Raw genomic sequence first — 18670 nt, 5'->3', positions numbered from 1 at the left:
GCAGCTGCAGCTGCCCTTTTTTTAATCAATCGTCAACCGCGCAACTCGCGCAGCGGATGTGCATAGTCGGGCCACGCCGGCGCAAAAAAATCCTGCACCATGGCCTTGCTGACCTCGCTCAGTTGTGCCGGTCGCCATTGCGGCGCATGGTCTTTTTCCACCACCAACGCGCGTATCCCTTCGAGTACTTCGCCATGCGTGAAACAGTGGCGCACCATGCCGCGTTCCATGCGCAAGCAATCGGATACCGTCATGCCGGCGCTGCGGCGCAGTTGTTCGCGCGTCACGCACATCAGCAGCGGCGAACGTTTGGCCATATTGGCGGCGGTTTTTTGTGCGAATTCGGCGACGTCAGCGCTCAGTGTCGTAACGATGTCTGGCACGCTGGCTGCGCTGAAATGCCTATCGATCAGCGCCCGTTCACGCGCCAACATGCTCGCCTCTGGCCGCGCTTGTTGCGCGAATGGCGCGGCAAATTCACGTATGGCTGCGCGCAGATCGAGCGCATCGCTGTGCGCCAGCAACTCGAACAGTGCTGGCAATTCGGCGGTTGGGACGAAGACATCGGCCAGGTCGGCATACAGGGCATCGGCGGCAGTGATGATGTCGCCGGACAGGCCAAGGTAAGTACCGATTTGACCGGGGCAACGCGACAGGAAATAGCCACCGCCGACATCGGGGAATAAACCGATATTTACTTCCGGCATAGCCATCTTGGTGCGCTCGGTGACGATGCGCAGGCGGCATGCCGGGCCGGCTTGAGCAACACCCATGCCGCCACCCATGACCACGCCATTCATGATGGCGATGTAGGGCTTAGGGTAGAAATGAATCAAATGATTGAGCGCGTATTCTTCGCTGAAAAAATCTTCCAAGAGGGCGCTGCCGCCGACCGGGCCGACGCTGCCGACTTCATAAAAAAAGCGGATGTCACCACCAGCACAGAAGGCTTTCTCTGCGCTGCTGTGGATGACTACGGCGCGAATGCTGGTATCCTCACGCCAGGCCAGCAACTGTGCGCTGAGGGTGCGGACCATTTCCAGTGAGAGCGAATTGAGCGCGGCCGGACGGTCCATGCAAAGGTAGGCAATCTGATTGTTGACCGAGGTGAGAATGTGTTCGCTCATGATATGACCGCTCAAAGGGAAAAGTGTATTTTAGCCGGTGTCCCGGGCTGGTGGCATGCAGATGAAAAAAGGACGCTGAGGCGTCCTTTTTACTTTCACAGAGTAAGAGTCAGATCAATTACGCCGACGCGGGATCAGGCATATGCTTGATCGCTTCATGTGGGTGTTCCTGAATCTTATCTTTGTGTTTGATGACTTGCCGATCGAGCTTGTCGATGAGGGCATCGATGGCTGCGTACAAGTCATGTGCCAGGCTTTCAACGTGGATGTCTTTACCGCTGATGTGCAGATTAATATCGGCCTTATGGCACTTCTCTTTTTCGCGGAGCTTATCGACAGTCAGAATGACAGCGATATCAATAACTTGATCAAAATGTCGCCGGACACGCTCAAGTTTGGTATGTACGTATTCACGAATTGCAGGAGTTACTTCGACGTGATGTCCACTGATGGTGAGATTCATACTACGCTCCTATGATGATGGTACTTGCTAGGGTGATCTATCTTCAGCTCATTGAAAAGATGCGTTCGAGCTAAATTATATATAGCAATGTAAAACGTGATTTCAAGGTCTGTTTAAAAACATTTACGCATACTGACCGGGGGGATTTTCAGAGCTTCACGGTATTTTGCAACGGTACGCCGAGCAATCACCATACCCTGTTCACCCAGCATGTCTGCGATTTTACTGTCAGAGAGTGGGCTTTTCTGGTCTTCTGCTCCTATCAATTGCTTGATGAGTGCGCGGATCGCGGTGGATGAAGCTTCGCCGCCGGTTTCCGTCGCTACATGACTGCCGAAAAAATACTTCAACTCAAACATACCATGCGGGGTGAGCATGTATTTTTGCGTTGTTACACGAGAAATAGTGCTCTCGTGTAGACCTAGTGTATCAGCTATTTCGCGCAACACAAGGGGTCGCATGGCAACGGCACCGTGGGTGAAAAAGTTCCGTTGTCTTTCCACTATCGCTTGGGCGACACGCAAAATTGTTTCGAAACGTTGACGCATATTTTTGATCAACCAACGTGCTTCTTGCAACTGCGGTGCCATACAGGTATCACCGCGATTTTGGCGCATGATATTGGCATACATATTGTTCACCCGCAGCTTGGGCATCACGTCTTGATTGAGTAAAACTTGCCAGCCATTGGCTGATTTTTTGACGATCACGTCCGGTGCCACATAGTCGGAACTGTTGAGCGCAAAGCTGCTGCCTGGACGTGGTTGGCACATGCGGATCACGGTTTGCGCTTCGCGTAAGTCTTCATCATCGCAATCGAAGATTTTTTTGAGTTTGCCGAAATCGCGCTGGGCGAACAGCGGCAGTTGTGTTTCTATAATTGCCAGCGCCAGTCGCCGCGTGACGAAGGCGATCTGCGGCAAGCGTTTGATTTGCAGGGCCAAACATTCGGCCACGTGACGCGCACCGACGCCGGGTGGATCGAAGCTCTGCACCATACATAATGCAAATGACAACTCTTCGGCTTCGACGCATAATTCCAGCGGCAAGCTGGCATGAATTTCATCGAGCGTCTCAGTCAGGTAGCCATGATCATCGATGGCATCGATGATCAATTCGACCAAGGCCAAGTCGCGCGGAATACGCAAGCTCAGACGCATTTGTTCGAGCAAGTGTTCGCGCAGGCTGATATGACTGGCTTCGAGTTGACGAAAGCCTTCATCGTCATCATCGTTGCGCTGGCCGGGTGCGACATCGCTCCAGTCATCTTGAGCGGCACTGACGCTGTCATTGATCGGCACCTCGATCTCGGCCACTGCTTCTGTGCTGGCACTGGCGGCTTCCTGCGGCAACGCTGTTTCCATGCCGGCATCAGGCGTGCTGCTGGCGCTGTTGATGGCACCGTCGGCCAACAAACGCACGGCGTGCTCGAGCGGGTCGTCGACGCGCTCGAGCAGTGGATTCTCGAGCAGCAGATTTTCCAGTTCCTGATGCAGCTCCAAGGTTGACAATTGCAGCAAGCGTATCGATTGCTGTAATTGTGGTGTCAATGCCAAGTGCTGGGAGGTACGAAGTTGCAGGCTTTGTTTCATGATTCTTCCCGTCACATGCGGAAATGTTCTCCCAAATAAACCCGACGCACTGACTCATTTTGGATGATGTCGTCCGGTTTGCCGCTGGCCAGCACGGCACCTTGGTTGATGATGTAGGCGTGGTCACAAATGCCCAGAGTTTCACGCACATTGTGATCGGTGATCAAGACGCCGATGCCGCGCTCTTTGAGAAAGCCGACGATGCGCTGAATTTCGATGACAGCAATCGGATCGACACCGGCGAACGGTTCATCGAGCAGCACGAAACGTGGGTTGGTCGCCAGCGCCCGGGCGATTTCTACGCGTCGCCGTTCGCCGCCCGACAGCGCCATGGCTTGGCTATCGCGAATTTGTTCAATTTGCAAGTCAGCCAACAAAGCATTGAGACGAGCGCTGATTTTTTTTTCGCTTAAATATTTTCCATCTTTGCTTTTTTGTAACTCCAATACGGCGCGTATATTTTCTTCCACCGTCAACTTACGAAACACCGAGGCTTCCTGTGGCAAGTAAGACAAGCCGAGCACGGCGCGCCGATGGATAGGTAAATGGGAGACGTCGACGCCGTCGATTTTGATTTCACCCGCATCCGATGGAACCAAGCCGACGATCATATAAAACGAGGTGGTTTTTCCGGCACCATTCGGGCCCAACAGCCCGACCACTTCACCGCTTTTGACGAGCAGCGAAACATCGCGCACTACTTGGCGCGCACCGTAACGTTTTTGCAAGCCTTTGACCATCAAGGTACTTTGTTGTTCGCTCATGTCAGTTCGCCTGATTTTTCGGTTGTATCGTCATTTTGATACGGCCGCCACCGTTGACCTGGGTACCGTTGCTCGAATTGCTGCCGACGAAGACATCATTTTTACTATCATAGGAAAGAAACTCGCCTTCCTGCTCATCGGTGACGCGCTTGCCGTCGAGATAGCGCACATGGGCCTTGGAAATAAATTTAACGAATTCGGTTTTCTCATCATATTCCGCTTTTTCGGCTTCGCCCTCGACCCATAAATCGGCACCGCCATCGCGTTTCTGGCGGAAATGTATTTTGGCACCGGGTTTGGCGAACAGATTGATATGCTGAAACTCATCGGCCGCTTTCACCGCTACCGCGCGTTCGGCCTTGACTAATAAGGTGCCGCGGGTGATGACGACGTCGCCGGTAAATGTATTGGTGTTGCTCTTGCCTTCGCTGACTAAATGTTCCGCTTCGATAACCATTTCTTTTTGGCTATCGGCTTTTTCAGCGTGGGCCGAGGGCAACAGGGTGCCGACCAGCGTGGCCAGCAGTGCCGTTGTCATCATACGCAGAGTGAGGATGCTTGGCATACGGGGTACTTTCTAAAAATTCAATATTGCAGACACTTAAAACCATGGTGGCGGTGTTAATTGTTGCTGCGTTTCTTAATGCGCGAGTGGACTTTACTTAATAATTCCAATTGCTGGCTGCTGTTATTGGCAAACATGCCGACCGCATGAGTTTCTGTGTTTTTACTCAGCAGCGTAACGGCGCGATCCGATTGGATCACATCATCATCCGGTATCAACATCAGGTAATCGGTCTCAAGCCGCATGTAATGCGAGTTCAAGCCATCGGGGCGGTCGACGCTGACCTGATCATACAGATGCACGACATCATGTTGGCGTGCTGGTGTGATCAAGTTGGACTTTTGATCCACCACGGCGCGCTCGGCGATGATGGTGATCGGCGCGCGTTGCGCGTCGAAACTGTTGATATGCGGTTTGCTGATTTCGATCTGATCGGTTTGCGGCAAATGAATCAAGCGCTCGCCGGTGACATGGTAATTCGCCTTGCCCTCATTGGATAATTTAATAAAATTAAATTTCTCAACATAGTAGTCAGGCTCGGCACGTACATTGATACGATGATATTCATCGGCACCGCGGCGGCGCATCGCATCGTCGATCCAGAAACTGGCCAAAGCCACGCCAGCCATCACGGTAACGGCGATCCAAATGCGCGCACGGTCGATAGTGATGGGAGATTTCATGTCAGATAGCTGGACAATACTTGTTCATACTTATTCTGTGCGCGCAAAATAAAATCGCACACTTCCCGCGCCGCGCCGTGCCCGCCGCCCGTGTTGCAAACGTAATGCACCCGTTGGCGCACTTCGAGGTGGCCGTTGGGGACGCTGGCCGCAAAGCCGACCCGAGTCAATACCGGCAAATCGATGATGTCATCACCAATAAAACCACATTCTTCGGCCGCTATCTGCAATTCTGTCAGCAGTGACAGGAATGCGGTTTTTTTGTCGTGTATCCCTTGGCGCACGTGGGTGATGCCGAGATCGGCGGCACGTTTGCTGACGATGGGCGATTGCCGGGCACTGATGATGGCCGTGGCGATACCTGCATCTTGCAGCAAACGTATGCCTTGGCCATCAAGGACATTGAAAGTTTTCAAAGCCTCGCCATCGGCACTGAAATGCAGGCTGCCATCGGTGAGAATGCCATCGACATCAAAAATCATCAGGCGTATGCGGGCAGCGCGGGCGCTAGCGTCATTCATTAAATCACCTTGGCACGGGTCAGGTCGTGGATATGCAAGGCACCGACGAGTTTGTCGTCTGCATCGGTGACCAACAACTGATTGATGCGGTAGGTTTCCATCACCTCAACCGCTTTGACGGCCAATTGTTCGGCACGTATGCTGTGGGGATTTTTATGCATGACTTCGGCAATGCTGATTTGCGTGAAATCGCGCACGCTCTCCATCATGCGGCGCAGATCGCCATCGGTAAATACGCCGATGATGTGATCTTGCTCATCAACCACAGCAGTCATCGCCATGCCTTTTTTGGTGATCTCCAATAAGGCGACGATCAATTTGGTGTCCGGTCGTACACGCGGGATGGCATCGCCCGTGCGCATGACATCTTTCACATGCGTCAACAGACGGCGGCCGAGCGCCCCACCCGGGTGCGAGCGGGCAAAATCTTCTTCGCGAAAGCCTCGGGCATCGAGTACAGCTACCGCCAAGGCATCGCCGAGCGCCAAGGTGACCGTGGTGCTGGCGGTCGGTGCCAGGTTAAGCGGACATGCTTCTCTATCGACTTGCAAGCTCAGGTGGACATCGGCGAGCCGTGCCAAACTCGACTCCGGATTGCCGGTGAAAGCAATCAGCTTGACGCCCAAGCGTTTAATTATTGGCAATATTGCCATTAATTCGACCGTTTCGCCGGAATACGAAATGGCGATGAAGGCATCTTCGCGCATGATCATGCCTAAGTCGCCATGGGCGGCTTCGGCCGGATGCACAAAAAATGCCGGTGTGCCAGTTGAGGCGAAGGTCGCGGCAATTTTGTGTGCGATATGGCCAGATTTACCGATCCCAGAGACGATCACGCGGCCACTGCATTGCAGTGCGATGCGCACGGCCTGCGCGAAGCCAGGCGCATCGCTGCTATTTAGTCTATTCTTTAATGCAATAATGGCATCGGCTTCAATTTGCAAGGTGTCCGAGGCAAGTTGCAGAGCGCGCAAGGCGCTGCTGGCATCGGCCGAGTTGGACGAGTTGGATAGGTCGGCCGGCGGGGCCGAAGGAGCCGAGAAATGGGAGGCAGGAAAAGCAGTCATGTCCGAAGTATAAACCAAATTCAGTAAGCAAAAACTCTGCCAGATGTAAGGTAGTGTAGAAGCATACGCAGAAAGCAGAAAGTGCACGCCATAAATCGGCAATAATAGCAGGCATGACTGCTCTCGATACCACACTCACTCTGCTGGCCGCCGCCGTTTTTGGTGTGGTAGCATTTCGCATGTTGCAATTGCCACCCATCTTAGGTTACTTGACGGTCGGCATTTTAATCGGTCCATTCGGCCTGCGCATGGCAGAAGATGGCGTGGTCACCCACGAGTTGGCAGAATTCGGCGTGGTCTTCCTGATGTTTTCGATAGGCTTGGAATTTTCTTTAGCCAAATTGATGGCCATGCGGCGCGCGGTGTTCGGTCTTGGCATGGCGCAGGTACTGACCACCATCCTCATGGCCATGGCTGCCGCATGGATGGCCGCACACTGGTTGCCACAGTATTTTCAGATCAGTTGGGAAGCCTCGTTTGCACTCGGCGGGGCCTTGTCCATGTCATCGACGGCGATTGTGTCGAAAATGTTGACCGAGAAATTAGAGCTGGAAAGTCCGCACGGTCGCCAGATCATCAGCGTATTGCTGTTTCAAGATTTGGCCGTGGTGCCTTTGCTGATCATGGTGCCGGCACTGGCGGCGCATTCTGATGACATTGTGCAAACGCTGGCCTGGGCCGGTGCCAAAGCCGTGCTGGTCTTGGGTATCCTGCTCGTCGGTGGGCAGAAACTGATGCGCGTGTGGTTTCGCATTGTGGTTAAGCGGCGCTCGCAGGAATTATTCATGCTCAATCTGCTGCTCATCACCTTGGGTGCGGCTTGGTTGACTGAAAAAGCCGGTTTATCGATGGCGCTCGGCGCTTTTGTTGCCGGCATGTTAATTTCCGAAACCGAATATCGGCACCAGGTTGAGGAAGATATCAAACCGTTTCGCGATGTCTTGCTCGGCTTGTTCTTCATTACCATCGGCATGTTGCTCAATTTAGGTGTGGTGTGGAATCAGTTCGGATTGGTCTTATTGTTGTTTGTGGTGCCGATGCTGATGAAATTATTACTCATTACCGGCTTGGCTAAATTATTCGGCAGTCCGACCAGTGCTGCGTTGCGCACCGGTTTGGGCTTGGCGCAGGCGGGCGAATTCGGTTTTGTGTTGCTCAACCAAGCAGGAGTATTGCACCTCATTGATGCCGACTTATTGCAAGTCATCTTGGCGGCGATGGTGCTCTCGATGTTGGCTTCACCCTTCATCTTGGCCAAGTCGGATGCCATCGTGATGAAATTCTCTGCCAACGAATGGATGATGCAGTCACTGGCGTTGACGCAAATTGCGGCACGCACGATGAATGCAAAAAAACACGTCATCATTGCCGGTTTCGGCCGTAGCGGCCAAAGCCTGGCACGTTTGCTGGCCGAAGAAAATATCGAATACCATGCGCTCGATCTCGATCCTGACCGCGTGCGTGAAGCGCAAACGGCTGGTGCCAATGTTTCGTATGGTGATGCGGCGCGGCGCGAGAGTCTCAAAGCCGCCGGCATCAATCGCGCTGCCGCCTTGGTAGTGACCTACACCGGCACCGCCTCGGCCTTAAAAATTTTGCATTTTGTTACGGAGATGCATCCGGGCTTGCCGGTCATCATACGCAGTCATGACGATAGCGATCTCGATATACTACGCGCTGCCGGTGCCACCGAAGTCGTGCCGGAATTAATGGAAGGTAGCTTGATGTTGGCCTCCCATGCCTTGGTACTGCTCGGTGTACCGCTACGGCGTGTGGTGCATAAGGTGCAGGCGGCACGCGATGCTCGCTATGCCTCGTTGCGTGGCTTTTTTCACGGTCTGGGCGACGCCACCGACAGCCCGGAAAATCTGCAAATCCGTTTGCACACGGTGGTGTTGCCAGAACGCTCGCAAGCGGTCGGTAAAAGCTTGGCCGAACTCGAACTCGGCGCTTTGGAATTGGATGTGCAGGCTTTACGACGTGGTAAGTCGCACTTGGTGCCAGAGGGCATGCAGGTTTTGCAGGGCGGTGATGTGCTGGTGTTACGCGGCACATCAGAAGCAGTCGCAAGAGGTGAGCAACGCCTGTTAAAATGACGCGCTTTTGCTGCGTCGTTACTTAATCTATTCCAGTACGGCGCTTTCGATTGATTTTCCATGGAAAGACTTGCGCCGATGCTGAACCCCGCCGAATATATCAAAGACCATATCCGCACCGTACCCGACTGGCCACAAGCTGGTGTGATGTTTCGTGATATCACACCTTTATTGCAAAATCCTAAGGTATTCCGTGTGCTCATCGATATGTTTGTGCATCGTTACATGGATCAACAGATTGATGTCATTGCCGGACTCGATGCCCGTGGCTTCATCATCGGTTCGGTGCTGGCGTATGAACTCAACCTCGGATTTATACCGATCCGAAAAAAAGGCAAATTGCCGTTTCATACCGTGTCGGAACAATATGAACTCGAATATGGCAGCGCCACGGTGGAATTGCACGCCGATGCTTGCCAGCCCGGTGACCGGGTGGTGTTGATCGATGATTTGGTTGCCACCGGCGGCACCATGATGGCTGGCCGCAAATTGCTCGAGCGCTTAGGTGCCGTCGTAGTCGAAGGTGCCGTCATCGTTGATTTGCCGGAATTGGGCGGCTCTCGCCTGATCAAGCAAAGCGGTTTGCCCCTGTATACCGTTTGCCAATTCGATGGTCATTGAGCGTGCCGGGCTGCTGATTTTCCTTGGGCAGACCTGAACATCGTGCTTAGTTTTCAGCCCAGTTCATCAAAAATCTGACTAGGGTTTGAAACCCCGGCCTTCAGAGGCTGTCGCAAAAGGGTAGTGAGTCGGTATCATTACCCTGACTGGTGGCCACGTCATTCCTGCGCGCTTTTGGCAGGAACCCAGCGGCGTTCGTGGTTAACTGAAAATGCCAGAAATTGTGGCATTTTCAGTGAAAAAAACGACGCTGGGTTCCCGCCAAAAGCATGCGGGAATGACGAGGCTGTGGCATGCAGGAATGAAGAAGTATGCGGTGTTTCAGGTGTAAAAAACGTCCATCAGGCTTTTGCGACAGCCTCTTTTGGCCGGTGAGCGACGAAGGAGCGACGCGATGGGAGGGGATGCAAACCCCTTCCAGAGTCTTTTCCATCGTCGCTTGCGACGATCCATTAACTTGTTTAAGTTGTTTTTCTGGGTGTATTAACGTTTCATTAAACCTCAATACAGCCTAGATTGCTCAAACACCATCTCCCTCATCCTTTTCTCCACGCTTCCCCTCGCGTATTGCCAGATATTCTGGCTTTGGCGCAATTCAACACGATTAAATTCTTGATTGATTTGTTAGCCATTTCTACATTCGAACTTATCCTAGTAAAAACACATTACTTTTCGTATTTATCTAATAGATGGTTTGACAAGGGAGCGAGATAATCATGCCTTAAGGTAAATATCAGTTCGGCAATAATTGTTTCGCCTCTGCAAAGGCGCGCTGCCTTGTCGCTCGGGAAAACTGCCGACAGATGATAAAAAAAAGGGAAGCGACGATGTATTTGATAAGGATAGCGCTGCTTGCATCGGCGTTTGCCGGCGCACAAGTGACAGCTGCTGGCATTGATGTCGGTGCGATGACGGAATACTTGGCGCCGCATAAAAGCACCTTGCTCAAACGAGTGCGCAACATTGGCGACAACACCGCGTTCGTGAAAATCGAACTCAAAGAGATGCTGTTTGCCGCCAATGGTAAAGACTATACGGAACAAGACGTAGCCGCCGTCGTACATGACAAAAACGCGCAAAAAAATACACTCATTGCCAGCCCGGCGCGCATGATCATCGCCGCTAACGGTACGCAAACCACGCGCTTGCTGCATCTGGGAAAGCGCGACAAGGAACATTATTATCGCGTGCGCTTTTTACCGGTCCTGCCTGATCGCGAGCAAGGCTTTGTGCTTTCCGATGAGGATAGCAAACAGCTGGCCGAAACCATTGCCGCCGGCGTCAGTGTCTTGACCGGTTATGGCGCAGTGTTGATTGTGCCGCCCGATGTGGTACGCCATCACACGGTGTTGAGCGAGACGGCCGCAGACTACACGATACGGAATGATGGCAATTCCGTAATCATGGTCGAGAATTTCTATGACTGTGTCAGTACTACCGACAATTGCCAAGGGCCGAGTGCCTTTCATGTGCTACCCACCCGCAGCCACGTGATTCCAAAACAAAGCGGTCATACCTATCGTTTCGAATTAGTCGAAGGAAAGCACAAGCGCTTGATTAAGTTTTAAATTCGTCGAGTTTGTCGCCATGTGCCTTTTTCGTTAATAAAGGGTTTTTCTTTTTGGGAAAACTCTGCTTGCCTGAAGTATCTATCTCCTGACTGTTTTTTTATAACTCATTGGAAAATTATTATGTTGAAAAAAAATTTATTATCGGCAATCGTGACCGGATCCGTTCTCCTGAGCGCTGGCGTGCAGGCAGCCGACAGCACCATTACTTTTAATCTGGAAGCATATGTCCCGCCGGCGAATTTTTCGGCTACGGCAGAAGGGTGGACTCCGGGCGTGATTACTGCGCCGATGAATGTGCGCCCTGACGGTTCCTTTGTCGAAAGTGCGGCCAAAAACATTCGTTTGGTGGTGCCGGCCAGCGTGGGGGCGAAAGTGTATATGTACACCGATAACCCCGGCAGTAATGCCAAGCTCACGCACAGTAATGGCACGGACAATTTCGGCGTGAAGGTCACTTTATCTGCGCCGGGTGCCAACACCATTAACCTCAACAGTCAACACAAGGACCCCGCTTCGGCGCTTGCTCTGGTTGATAAAACAGTCAACACCGCTGGTTACAACGAATTGGTCAGTATGTTGGTGTCAACCGAGGTGCGCAGTCCGACCTCCCCAACCGGGCGGTATGCCGGACAAATTACGATGGTGTTTGATCAACTGCTGTGATCCCGTGATCATTGTTCACATGGCGGCATAGGCGATATGTCGTTCACGTGACGATGGTAGTTGATCAGATCATTTGATCGCACTTTATTGTTAATGCATGTTGGTTTACCACCCCGTCCATGAGGGCGATGCCAGCGTAGCGATTTGGGAGGGGATGCAAACCCCTTCCAAATGATCGTTACCTCGGCAGGCATTCCGGTTTCGACAGCTTGGTTGTTAATTCAATGTTGTCGGAGCTGGCGCAGCCTCACCGCGGCGGAATCGATCATTTCTCTTATTAGTAAGATCGGTTTGTCATGAAAAATTGCACTGCTCTTGCTTGCTTCTCTGTTGTCATGCTCACGTCCGCCCATGCTGCGGAACCGACTATGCCGACTAACCAGAGCGGGCGGCTTGGCTTGTTGACTCAAGCAGAAAATTTGCCGGCCGATTTTCTCGGGCATTTTTTCGATGCCCCGCTGATCGTGCGGGTGGAAGTCGATGGCAACTATGCCGGCGATGCGAATGTTATTTTACGCCGGGACGAAAGCGTGCAGATGATCGCGTTTACCGTGATCGACGATAGTCAACTCAGTCATCAACAACGGCAGGACTGGCTGGCGGTATTGGCGAAGCCGCGCCAGCTCGGCGCTTGCGTGGAACGCTGTGAGCAGGGCTTGGTAGCGCTGGACTACAATCTGGAAAATTCTACCTTGTCGCTGTTGACGGCGCAGGCGGAGCAGCAGGTGGAGACGGAAAAATTCCACACGCTGCCTAGCAGTGGTGGCAATGGCATCATTCTCAAACACAGTTTCAATGCCAGCGGCGGCGGCGGTCAAAATGCGAGCGCCAGTTATTTAATTGATGCGCAAGGCAGTTTTTATAATTGGACCACCATCCTCAGCTTGCAAGCCGACCGGCGCGCTGCCGGTCAGGCATACACCACCCGGCAGTCGATTCCACGCTTTTACGCGCAGAAGGAATTCCCAGACCATTTTGTGCGGGTCGGGTATTTTACTCCCGATGCTGCAGGGGTCAACCGCAGCCCTAGCATGGCCGGCGGCGCTGTCTACACCACACTGGGTGTGATGACTGGCAGTTCCGACACGCTTGCCGTCGATAGTGATAGTACCAGCACTTACCCGCTCTATGTGACCGCGAACCGGCCCGGCGTTGCCGAAGTCTATCGCAACGGCAGTCTGATCTATAGCCAGCCTGTCTCCGCAGGATTGCAAGTCATTGACAGCCGTTCTTTGCCAGGCGGTATATACGAAGTGGAAATTCGCATGCTCGAAGATGGTCAACTGGTCAGCCGTCAGAATGAATTGGTGTATAAACCTGCCGGTTGGAGCGATTCGGAACAACGTTGGCGCTACAGCGCTTTTTTCGGACAACAACGCTCCTTGCTCGACAGTTCATCTGATGCGAAAACGGGTCGTAATACGGCTGGCATTACCGTCAATTATTTGCTGCATCCGCGCGCGGTACTGGGTTTGTCTGCGCAGCAGATCGGCGCGCAGACCTTGTTCGGTTCCTCGTTGGACTGGGACGCTGCTGATGGCATTAAAATGTCCGGCAATGTCTATCAAACCAGTTCCTACGGTACTGGTTTTGATGTGCAAACCCTGTTTAGCGCTCGGGATACCTCTTTGTCGCTCAGTCATAATCGCACTTGGTTGGAGAGTGATTATTTGACTGTCAATGGCGCTATTTTGGGGCGGCCGCCAGCCTACCGTGGCAACAATCAGGTGACTGCCGCCTCTTTGTTCCATCGTTATGATAACAATACCAGTGGCTCCTTGCGCGTGTCGAATAATCGCGGTGCCATCAACGGCCGTGCCTATGATTTGTCACTCACTCGTCGTAGCATGTTGTTTGAGCACGAAGCTTACTGGAGTTTGGCAATGTTCGATCGCCCAGCGTGGGGCGAGGGTGGGCTTATTCGTAATCTGGGTCTTGATGTCACGCTCAATCTCGCGCTTGGCGCTCGCGGGCGCAATCTGGCAGTCAGTCTCGGAACCCGCGGCAATGCAGACGGCCGCCGCGATCATTATGCTGCACTTGCTTATGATCATCAAGTTGGAGGGAGATTTTTACGCAATATCTCAGGCAGTATTGCTCTCGAACCCTCCGGCGTGGGTTTGTCTGCCAATACGAGTTTCGAAAATACTTACTTGAATGGCAATGCTTATGTGCAGCGATCTGCGCTCAACGGTGCCGTCGATGGCGGTATGAACATAAAGATGACGCTGGCTCTGAGCGCCAATAAAATCGCCGCCAGCGGTACCGTAAATGCGACCGCTGACGCCGGTATGATTATCGACGTCGATTCCGATATTGTCGGCCTGATTATGCGCGCGCATGACAGCAATGGTTACGGTACGACCTTGTATCCAGGTCGTAACTTTGTTCCGGTCAGCGCGTATGAGTCGGGAGTGTTACGGTTTGATTTTGAAGATGGCGACGCACCGGCTGCCGCGATCAATCCGCCCGCCAGCAGTTATCATCTCAATCGCGGCGGCGTCGATTATCGCCAGGTAAGGGTGCAAAAAACCGTGACCGTGATGGGGCGCATCGTTGACCGTGCTGGTATGCCGTTCAAGGCAGCTCATGTCATCAATCATGCCGGTCACACCGTGACGGAAGTCGATGGTTTTTTTGCGCTGGAAATGAGTGAGGCTGCACCTGAGTTGCGGGTTCGCCATGGCGACGCGCCGGAATGCCTGATCAATTTGAGCGTCAAAGCGTATCCGCGTGAGGATGGCACCTTGATGGCTGGCGATTTGGTGTGTGAACCACTGCCGGCGCAAGCCTTGCGATAGCTCAATGAGGGGATAAGAAAAAAAATGTTTATGCAAAATAGTGATCGATATGTGCGCAGCATCGTGGTGAGTGCGTTGTTCGCGCTCTTAGTGTGTTGCTGCGCAGCGAGCAAGGCACAGACCGTGACGAAAGGGATTGACGCGCAGGTTAATAATGGTAAGGTGGTGCTTAACAGCACTTACTTTCCGGGCGGACGTTTCAGTCTGCCGGATTTACGATTCGAAAAATATTTTGACCTTCGTAAGTCAAGCCAATTCGCCAATGGCCAGACGGTGCCGCCGGAAATACGCCGAAAAAGCTATATGTATCACGCCATCAATCCTGGCTGGAAAACGATCAGCGTCAGCAACGGCCGATGACAAAGTGCGAATGTTAAAATCAGGCTGACCAGTTTTGCGGGCAGTTATATTCTGACTGGATCGAATACCGGGCCCTTGCATGCTTCCTTGGTCGCTAACCGAAACAGTGGCAATTGTCCTTGGCTGAAATATCAGTACTTATGGAATTTTCAATTCACTTTTGAGTTAGGCTTGTCGTCGGGCGGCAACCGCGCCTGTTACTGGGAACCGTCTGAATTGAACAATATTGCTGAGTGGGGGCGTTTGTCGGAAGTGCAATTTTCTTATGCGCTGGAATTGAAAACCGATAACTTACCCAACGGCGTATATACTGGCGAGATCACCTATTCGATTGGTGCTAATCAGGATATTGATGTCGGCGATGCCAACTACACAATCACATCCGCCACACTTCCAGTGAGCATTCAGATTGCACATGACTTGAAAGTGACGACGCAGGCCGGCGCGAGTGTGCTTGCTGCGCAATTGCTGCCGCCGAACGGTCGCTGGAATGCAATCATTGGTAAAAACATGCTGGAATTGTCAACGGTGAAGATACCGCTTAACATCGATACCACCGGACCATTTTCCATCAAGCAGAATGGCGCGCTCAATTTACTCAATCCCACGGCCATTGTTGCGGCCAGAGTGATGCGCTTGTCGACTGAACTGAGTCTCAATCAAGGTGAGATCACGATTCCACCCGGCTCGAGTGCGATAATGGAAAATGGTAAGGTATTTTTCAAAAATAATTCAACGCGCTTGTCGCTGGTCCACATCACCCCAAATCCGGCCGGCAGGTTGCAAGCGAGTGTGCGTTTCTATTATGATCCGCAACTCAATAATTCGGCGATTAATGAAGCTCTGGCATACCAAATTCGCAGCGGGAACCAGCGCTGGAGTGGCAGTACGAGCTTGGTTTTTGACAGCGAACTCAATTGAGTTCGATTCATGCACGTCGGCCAAAGCTGAGTTATACTGCGTCTGTTCCAAGGAGCGTTGCGACCCGATCAAGTGATCAGGCCAGGCTTGGAACGCTGCGTGAATCGTTTTTCTTCGGAACAGCCATTCCACACAACCGCGCTCACGTTACTTTTTTCAATCAGAAAGGAGGGCGTGATGAACGCCACTGTTATTTCCGCAACAACTTCCACTCCCAGCGCTACTGCTGCCCAAGACTTTTTCGTCGCCGACCTGAGTCTTGCCAGTTGGGGGCGTAAAGAAATCGCCATCGCTGAGACTGAAATGCCGGGTTTGATGGCGATTCGTGAAGAATTCGCCGCCAGCCAGCCATTGAAAGGTGCACGCATCACTGGTTCGCTGCACATGACGATACAGACAGCCGTGCTGATCGAAACCCTGAACGCCCTCGGCGCGCAGGTACGTTGGGCTTCTTGCAATATTTACTCGACCCAAGATCATGCCGCAGCAGCGATTGCCGCCGGCGGTACCCCGGTGTTCGCCTTCAAAGGCGAAAACCTCGATGAATACTGGGAATTTACCCATCGTATTTTCGAATGGACCGATGGTGGTTTTTCTAACATGATACTCGACGACGGCGGCGATGCAACGCTGTTGCTGCATCTCGGTACCCGTGCCGAAACCGACTTGTCGGTGCTCGCTAATCCGACTTCGGAAGAAGAGATCTGCCTGTTCAATGCCATCAAAGGCCGCCTCAAAACCACAGCCAACTGGTATTCGAAACGTTTGGCCGCCATCAAAGGCGTGACCGAAGAAACTACCACCGGCGTACATCGTTTGTATCAAATGCATAAAGATGGCAAGCTCGCTTTCCCGGCGATCAACGTCAATGATTCTGTCACCAAATCGAAATTCGACAATCTCTACGGTTGCCGCGAATCGCTGGTTGATGGTATCAAGCGCGCCACCGATGTCATGATTGCCGGTAAAGTCGCCGTCATCGCCGGTTATGGTGACGTCGGCAAGGGCTGTGCCCAAGCCATGCGTGCCTTGTCAGCCCAAGTCTGGGTGACAGAGATCGACCCGATCTGCGCACTGCAGGCGGCCATGGAAGGCTATCGTGTTGTGACGATGGAATATGCGGCCGAATTCGGCGATATCTTCGTTACCACCACGGGTAACTACCATGTGATCAGCCATGCACACATGTTGAAGATGAAAAACCAGGCGATCGTCTGCAATATCGGTCACTTCGATAATGAAATCGATGTCGCTTCGATCAAGCAGTACACCTGGGAAAACATCAAGCCACAAGTTGATCATGTCATCTTCCCCGATGGCAAACGCATCATCTTGTTGGCCGAAGGTCGTCTGGTCAACCTCGGTTGCGGTACCGGTCATCCTTCCTATGTGATGAGCTCTTCCTTCGCCAATCAAACGATTGCGCAGATTGAATTGTTCTTGAATAATGACAAATACCCAGTCGGCGTTTACACTTTGCCTAAGCATCTCGATGAAAAAGTTGCTCGTTTGCAGCTCAAAACCTTGAATGCCCAACTCAGCGTGCTCACCGATGAACAAGCTGCGTATATTGGCGTGAGCCAAGCCGGTCCGTACAAGCCTGAGCAGTATCGTTATTAAACCTCGCACCGCCGGCTCCTCGGAGTCGGCGGTTTTGCGCGAAAAAAACAGGAGTCATGATGCGTTTACTCGCCAGTTGGTTGATCAATGCGCTTGCGCTGTTGGCGATTCCCTATCTGATGCACTCGGTATCGATTGCCAGTTTCGGCACTGCCCTGATGGTGGCGTTGGTACTCGGGTTGGTCAACACGATACTGCGGCCGGTTTTGGTTTTGCTGACTTTGCCAGTCACCCTGCTGAGCATGGGCTTGTTCATCTTCGTGATCAACGGCTTGCTGTTTTGGGGCGTGGCGAATTTGGTCGATGGTTTCTATGTAGCCGGTTTTTGGGCTGCGGTTGGCGGCGCTTTACTCTACAGTGTGATCTCCTGGACGCTGACTACCTTATTACTGAATAAATGATGACGCATAATTTCAGCATAGAATTTTTTCCGCCCAAGACGGCGGAAGGGATGGACAAGCTGCGCGCCACGCGTGCCCAGTTGGCGGTGCTCCAACCTAAATATTTTTCCGTCACCTTCGGTGCCGGCGGCACTACGCAACAAGGCACGCTCGATACCGTGATCGATATCCGACGCGAAGGCTTTGCCGCAGCACCGCATTTATCTTGCGTCGGTGGCACGCGCGAAGCGATCCGCGACATCCTGCAGCAGTTTCAAGCCCATGACATCCGCCGCCTGGTGGCGCTGCGTGGTGATTTACCGAGTGGTTACGGGATGGGTGGTGAATTCCGCTTCGCCAATGAACTGGTGGAATTCATTCGGGCCGAAAGTGGCGACTGGTTTCATATTGAAGTGGCCGCGTATCCGGAAATGCATCCGCAAGCACGTTCGCCGCAAGATGATATGAATCATTTCGTGCGCAAGATGCAAGCTGGTGCCAATGCCGCCATCACCCAGTATTTTTATAATGCCGACGGCTATTTCCGCTTTGTCGACGAAGCCCGTCGTCATGGCGTCGATGCCCCTATCGTCGCCGGTATCATGCCGATTACCAACAGTAGCCAATTGCAACGGTTTTCAGAAATGTGCGGTGCCGAGATTCCGCGCTGGATACGCTTGAAACTCAATAGTTACGGCGACGACCAAGCCTCGATCAAGGCCTTCGGGCTCGATGTCGTTACCAGCTTGTGTGAACGCTTGCTGGCGGGCGGCGCACCGGGCTTGCATTTCTATTCACTCAACCAAGCCGCGCCGACGATGGCGATTTGGCAGCGTCTGGTCTGAGGACGTCGGG

At 52.7% G+C, this 18670-nt stretch carries 18 protein-coding genes and 1 riboswitch; of the genes, 10 read left to right on the top strand and 8 right to left on the bottom strand.

Annotated features, from left to right (window positions below; genetic code table 11):
* Positions 1 to 32 precede the first annotated feature (32 nt).
* From RHM61_RS03940 to RHM61_RS03905, 8 genes are all read right to left on the bottom strand, one after another.
* Positions 33 to 1127 (bottom strand): enoyl-CoA hydratase/isomerase family protein, encoded by a 1095-nt coding sequence (locus tag RHM61_RS03940; protein WP_322249845.1) that lies wholly within the window; start codon positions 1125 to 1127, stop codon positions 33 to 35.
* 118 nt (positions 1128 to 1245) lie between these two features.
* Positions 1246 to 1590, bottom strand: a complete 345-nt coding sequence (gene hpf / locus RHM61_RS03935) for a ribosome hibernation-promoting factor, HPF/YfiA family (RefSeq protein WP_322249844.1) — start codon at positions 1588 to 1590, stop codon at positions 1246 to 1248.
* 113 nt (positions 1591 to 1703) lie between these two features.
* Positions 1704 to 3182, bottom strand: a complete 1479-nt coding sequence (locus RHM61_RS03930) for an RNA polymerase factor sigma-54 (RefSeq protein ID WP_322249843.1) — start codon at positions 3180 to 3182, stop codon at positions 1704 to 1706.
* A gap of 11 nt (positions 3183 to 3193) precedes the next feature.
* Positions 3194 to 3946: an LPS export ABC transporter ATP-binding protein gene (lptB, locus tag RHM61_RS03925; RefSeq protein WP_322249842.1), complete on the bottom strand. Its 753-nt coding sequence runs from the start codon at positions 3944 to 3946 to the stop codon at positions 3194 to 3196.
* Between the two features lies 1 nt (position 3947).
* The gene (lptA, locus tag RHM61_RS03920) at positions 3948 to 4511 is read right to left on the bottom strand and encodes a lipopolysaccharide transport periplasmic protein LptA (RefSeq protein WP_322249840.1); all 564 of its coding nucleotides are present in this window, start codon (positions 4509 to 4511) and stop codon (positions 3948 to 3950) included.
* Between the two features lie 56 nt (positions 4512 to 4567).
* Positions 4568 to 5194: an LPS export ABC transporter periplasmic protein LptC gene (lptC, locus tag RHM61_RS03915; RefSeq protein ID WP_322249839.1), complete on the bottom strand. Its 627-nt coding sequence runs from the start codon at positions 5192 to 5194 to the stop codon at positions 4568 to 4570.
* Positions 5191 to 5715, bottom strand: a complete 525-nt coding sequence (locus RHM61_RS03910) for an HAD family hydrolase (RefSeq protein ID WP_322249837.1) — start codon at positions 5713 to 5715, stop codon at positions 5191 to 5193. Before RHM61_RS03910 ends, lptC begins: the two co-directional genes overlap by 4 nt.
* Entirely contained in the window at positions 5715 to 6782 is a 1068-nt protein-coding gene (locus RHM61_RS03905) for a KpsF/GutQ family sugar-phosphate isomerase (protein WP_322249835.1), read from the bottom strand. Before RHM61_RS03905 ends, RHM61_RS03910 begins: the two co-directional genes overlap by 1 nt.
* Positions 6783 to 6895: 113 nt before the next feature.
* Between RHM61_RS03905 and RHM61_RS03900 the strand changes: the two genes are divergently transcribed.
* The 10 genes from RHM61_RS03900 to metF all read left to right on the top strand — a co-directional run bounded on the left by RHM61_RS03900 (position 6896) and on the right by metF (position 18660).
* Entirely contained in the window at positions 6896 to 8878 is a 1983-nt protein-coding gene (locus tag RHM61_RS03900; protein WP_322249834.1) for a cation:proton antiporter, read from the top strand.
* 60 nt (positions 8879 to 8938) lie between these two features.
* Entirely contained in the window at positions 8939 to 9499 is a 561-nt protein-coding gene (locus RHM61_RS03895; RefSeq protein WP_322249833.1) for an adenine phosphoribosyltransferase, read from the top strand.
* An 827-nt stretch (positions 9500 to 10326) separates the two neighbouring features.
* Positions 10327 to 11067 carry a hypothetical protein gene (locus tag RHM61_RS03890; RefSeq protein WP_322249832.1) on the top strand — a complete coding sequence of 247 codons (741 nt, stop codon included), beginning with the start codon at positions 10327 to 10329 and terminating at the stop codon, positions 11065 to 11067.
* A 123-nt stretch (positions 11068 to 11190) separates the two neighbouring features.
* Positions 11191 to 11733, top strand: a complete 543-nt coding sequence (locus tag RHM61_RS03885) for a hypothetical protein (protein WP_322249830.1) — start codon at positions 11191 to 11193, stop codon at positions 11731 to 11733.
* A 335-nt stretch (positions 11734 to 12068) separates the two neighbouring features.
* On the top strand, positions 12069 to 14534 hold the full coding sequence (locus RHM61_RS03880) for a TcfC E-set like domain-containing protein (RefSeq protein WP_322249829.1): 2466 nt from the start codon (positions 12069 to 12071) through the stop codon (positions 14532 to 14534).
* Positions 14535 to 14585: 51 nt separating this feature from the next.
* Complete coding sequence (locus RHM61_RS03875; protein WP_322249828.1) at positions 14586 to 14894, top strand: hypothetical protein; 309 nt, start codon at positions 14586 to 14588, stop codon at positions 14892 to 14894.
* 75 nt (positions 14895 to 14969) lie between these two features.
* Positions 14970 to 15815, top strand: a complete 846-nt coding sequence (locus RHM61_RS03870; RefSeq protein WP_322249827.1) for a hypothetical protein — start codon at positions 14970 to 14972, stop codon at positions 15813 to 15815.
* A gap of 43 nt (positions 15816 to 15858) precedes the next feature.
* A riboswitch (S-adenosyl-L-homocysteine riboswitch) is annotated at positions 15859 to 15966 on the top strand.
* A 26-nt stretch (positions 15967 to 15992) separates the two neighbouring features.
* Entirely contained in the window at positions 15993 to 17435 is a 1443-nt protein-coding gene (gene ahcY, locus RHM61_RS03865) for an adenosylhomocysteinase (protein ID WP_322249826.1), read from the top strand.
* Between the two features lie 59 nt (positions 17436 to 17494).
* Positions 17495 to 17836, top strand: coding sequence for a phage holin family protein (locus RHM61_RS03860; protein ID WP_322249825.1), 342 nt, complete (start codon positions 17495 to 17497; stop codon positions 17834 to 17836).
* On the top strand, positions 17833 to 18660 hold the full coding sequence (metF, locus tag RHM61_RS03855) for a methylenetetrahydrofolate reductase [NAD(P)H] (protein ID WP_322249824.1): 828 nt from the start codon (positions 17833 to 17835) through the stop codon (positions 18658 to 18660). The genes RHM61_RS03860 and metF overlap by 4 nt, the downstream gene beginning before the upstream one ends.
* The last annotated feature ends 10 nt before the right edge of the window (positions 18661 to 18670 follow it).

The organism is Undibacterium sp. CCC3.4 (assembly GCF_034347425.1).
In the GTDB taxonomy this organism is placed as follows: domain Bacteria; phylum Pseudomonadota; class Gammaproteobacteria; order Burkholderiales; family Burkholderiaceae_D; genus Undibacterium.
This window is presented reverse-complemented; position numbering and strand designations above follow the sequence as displayed.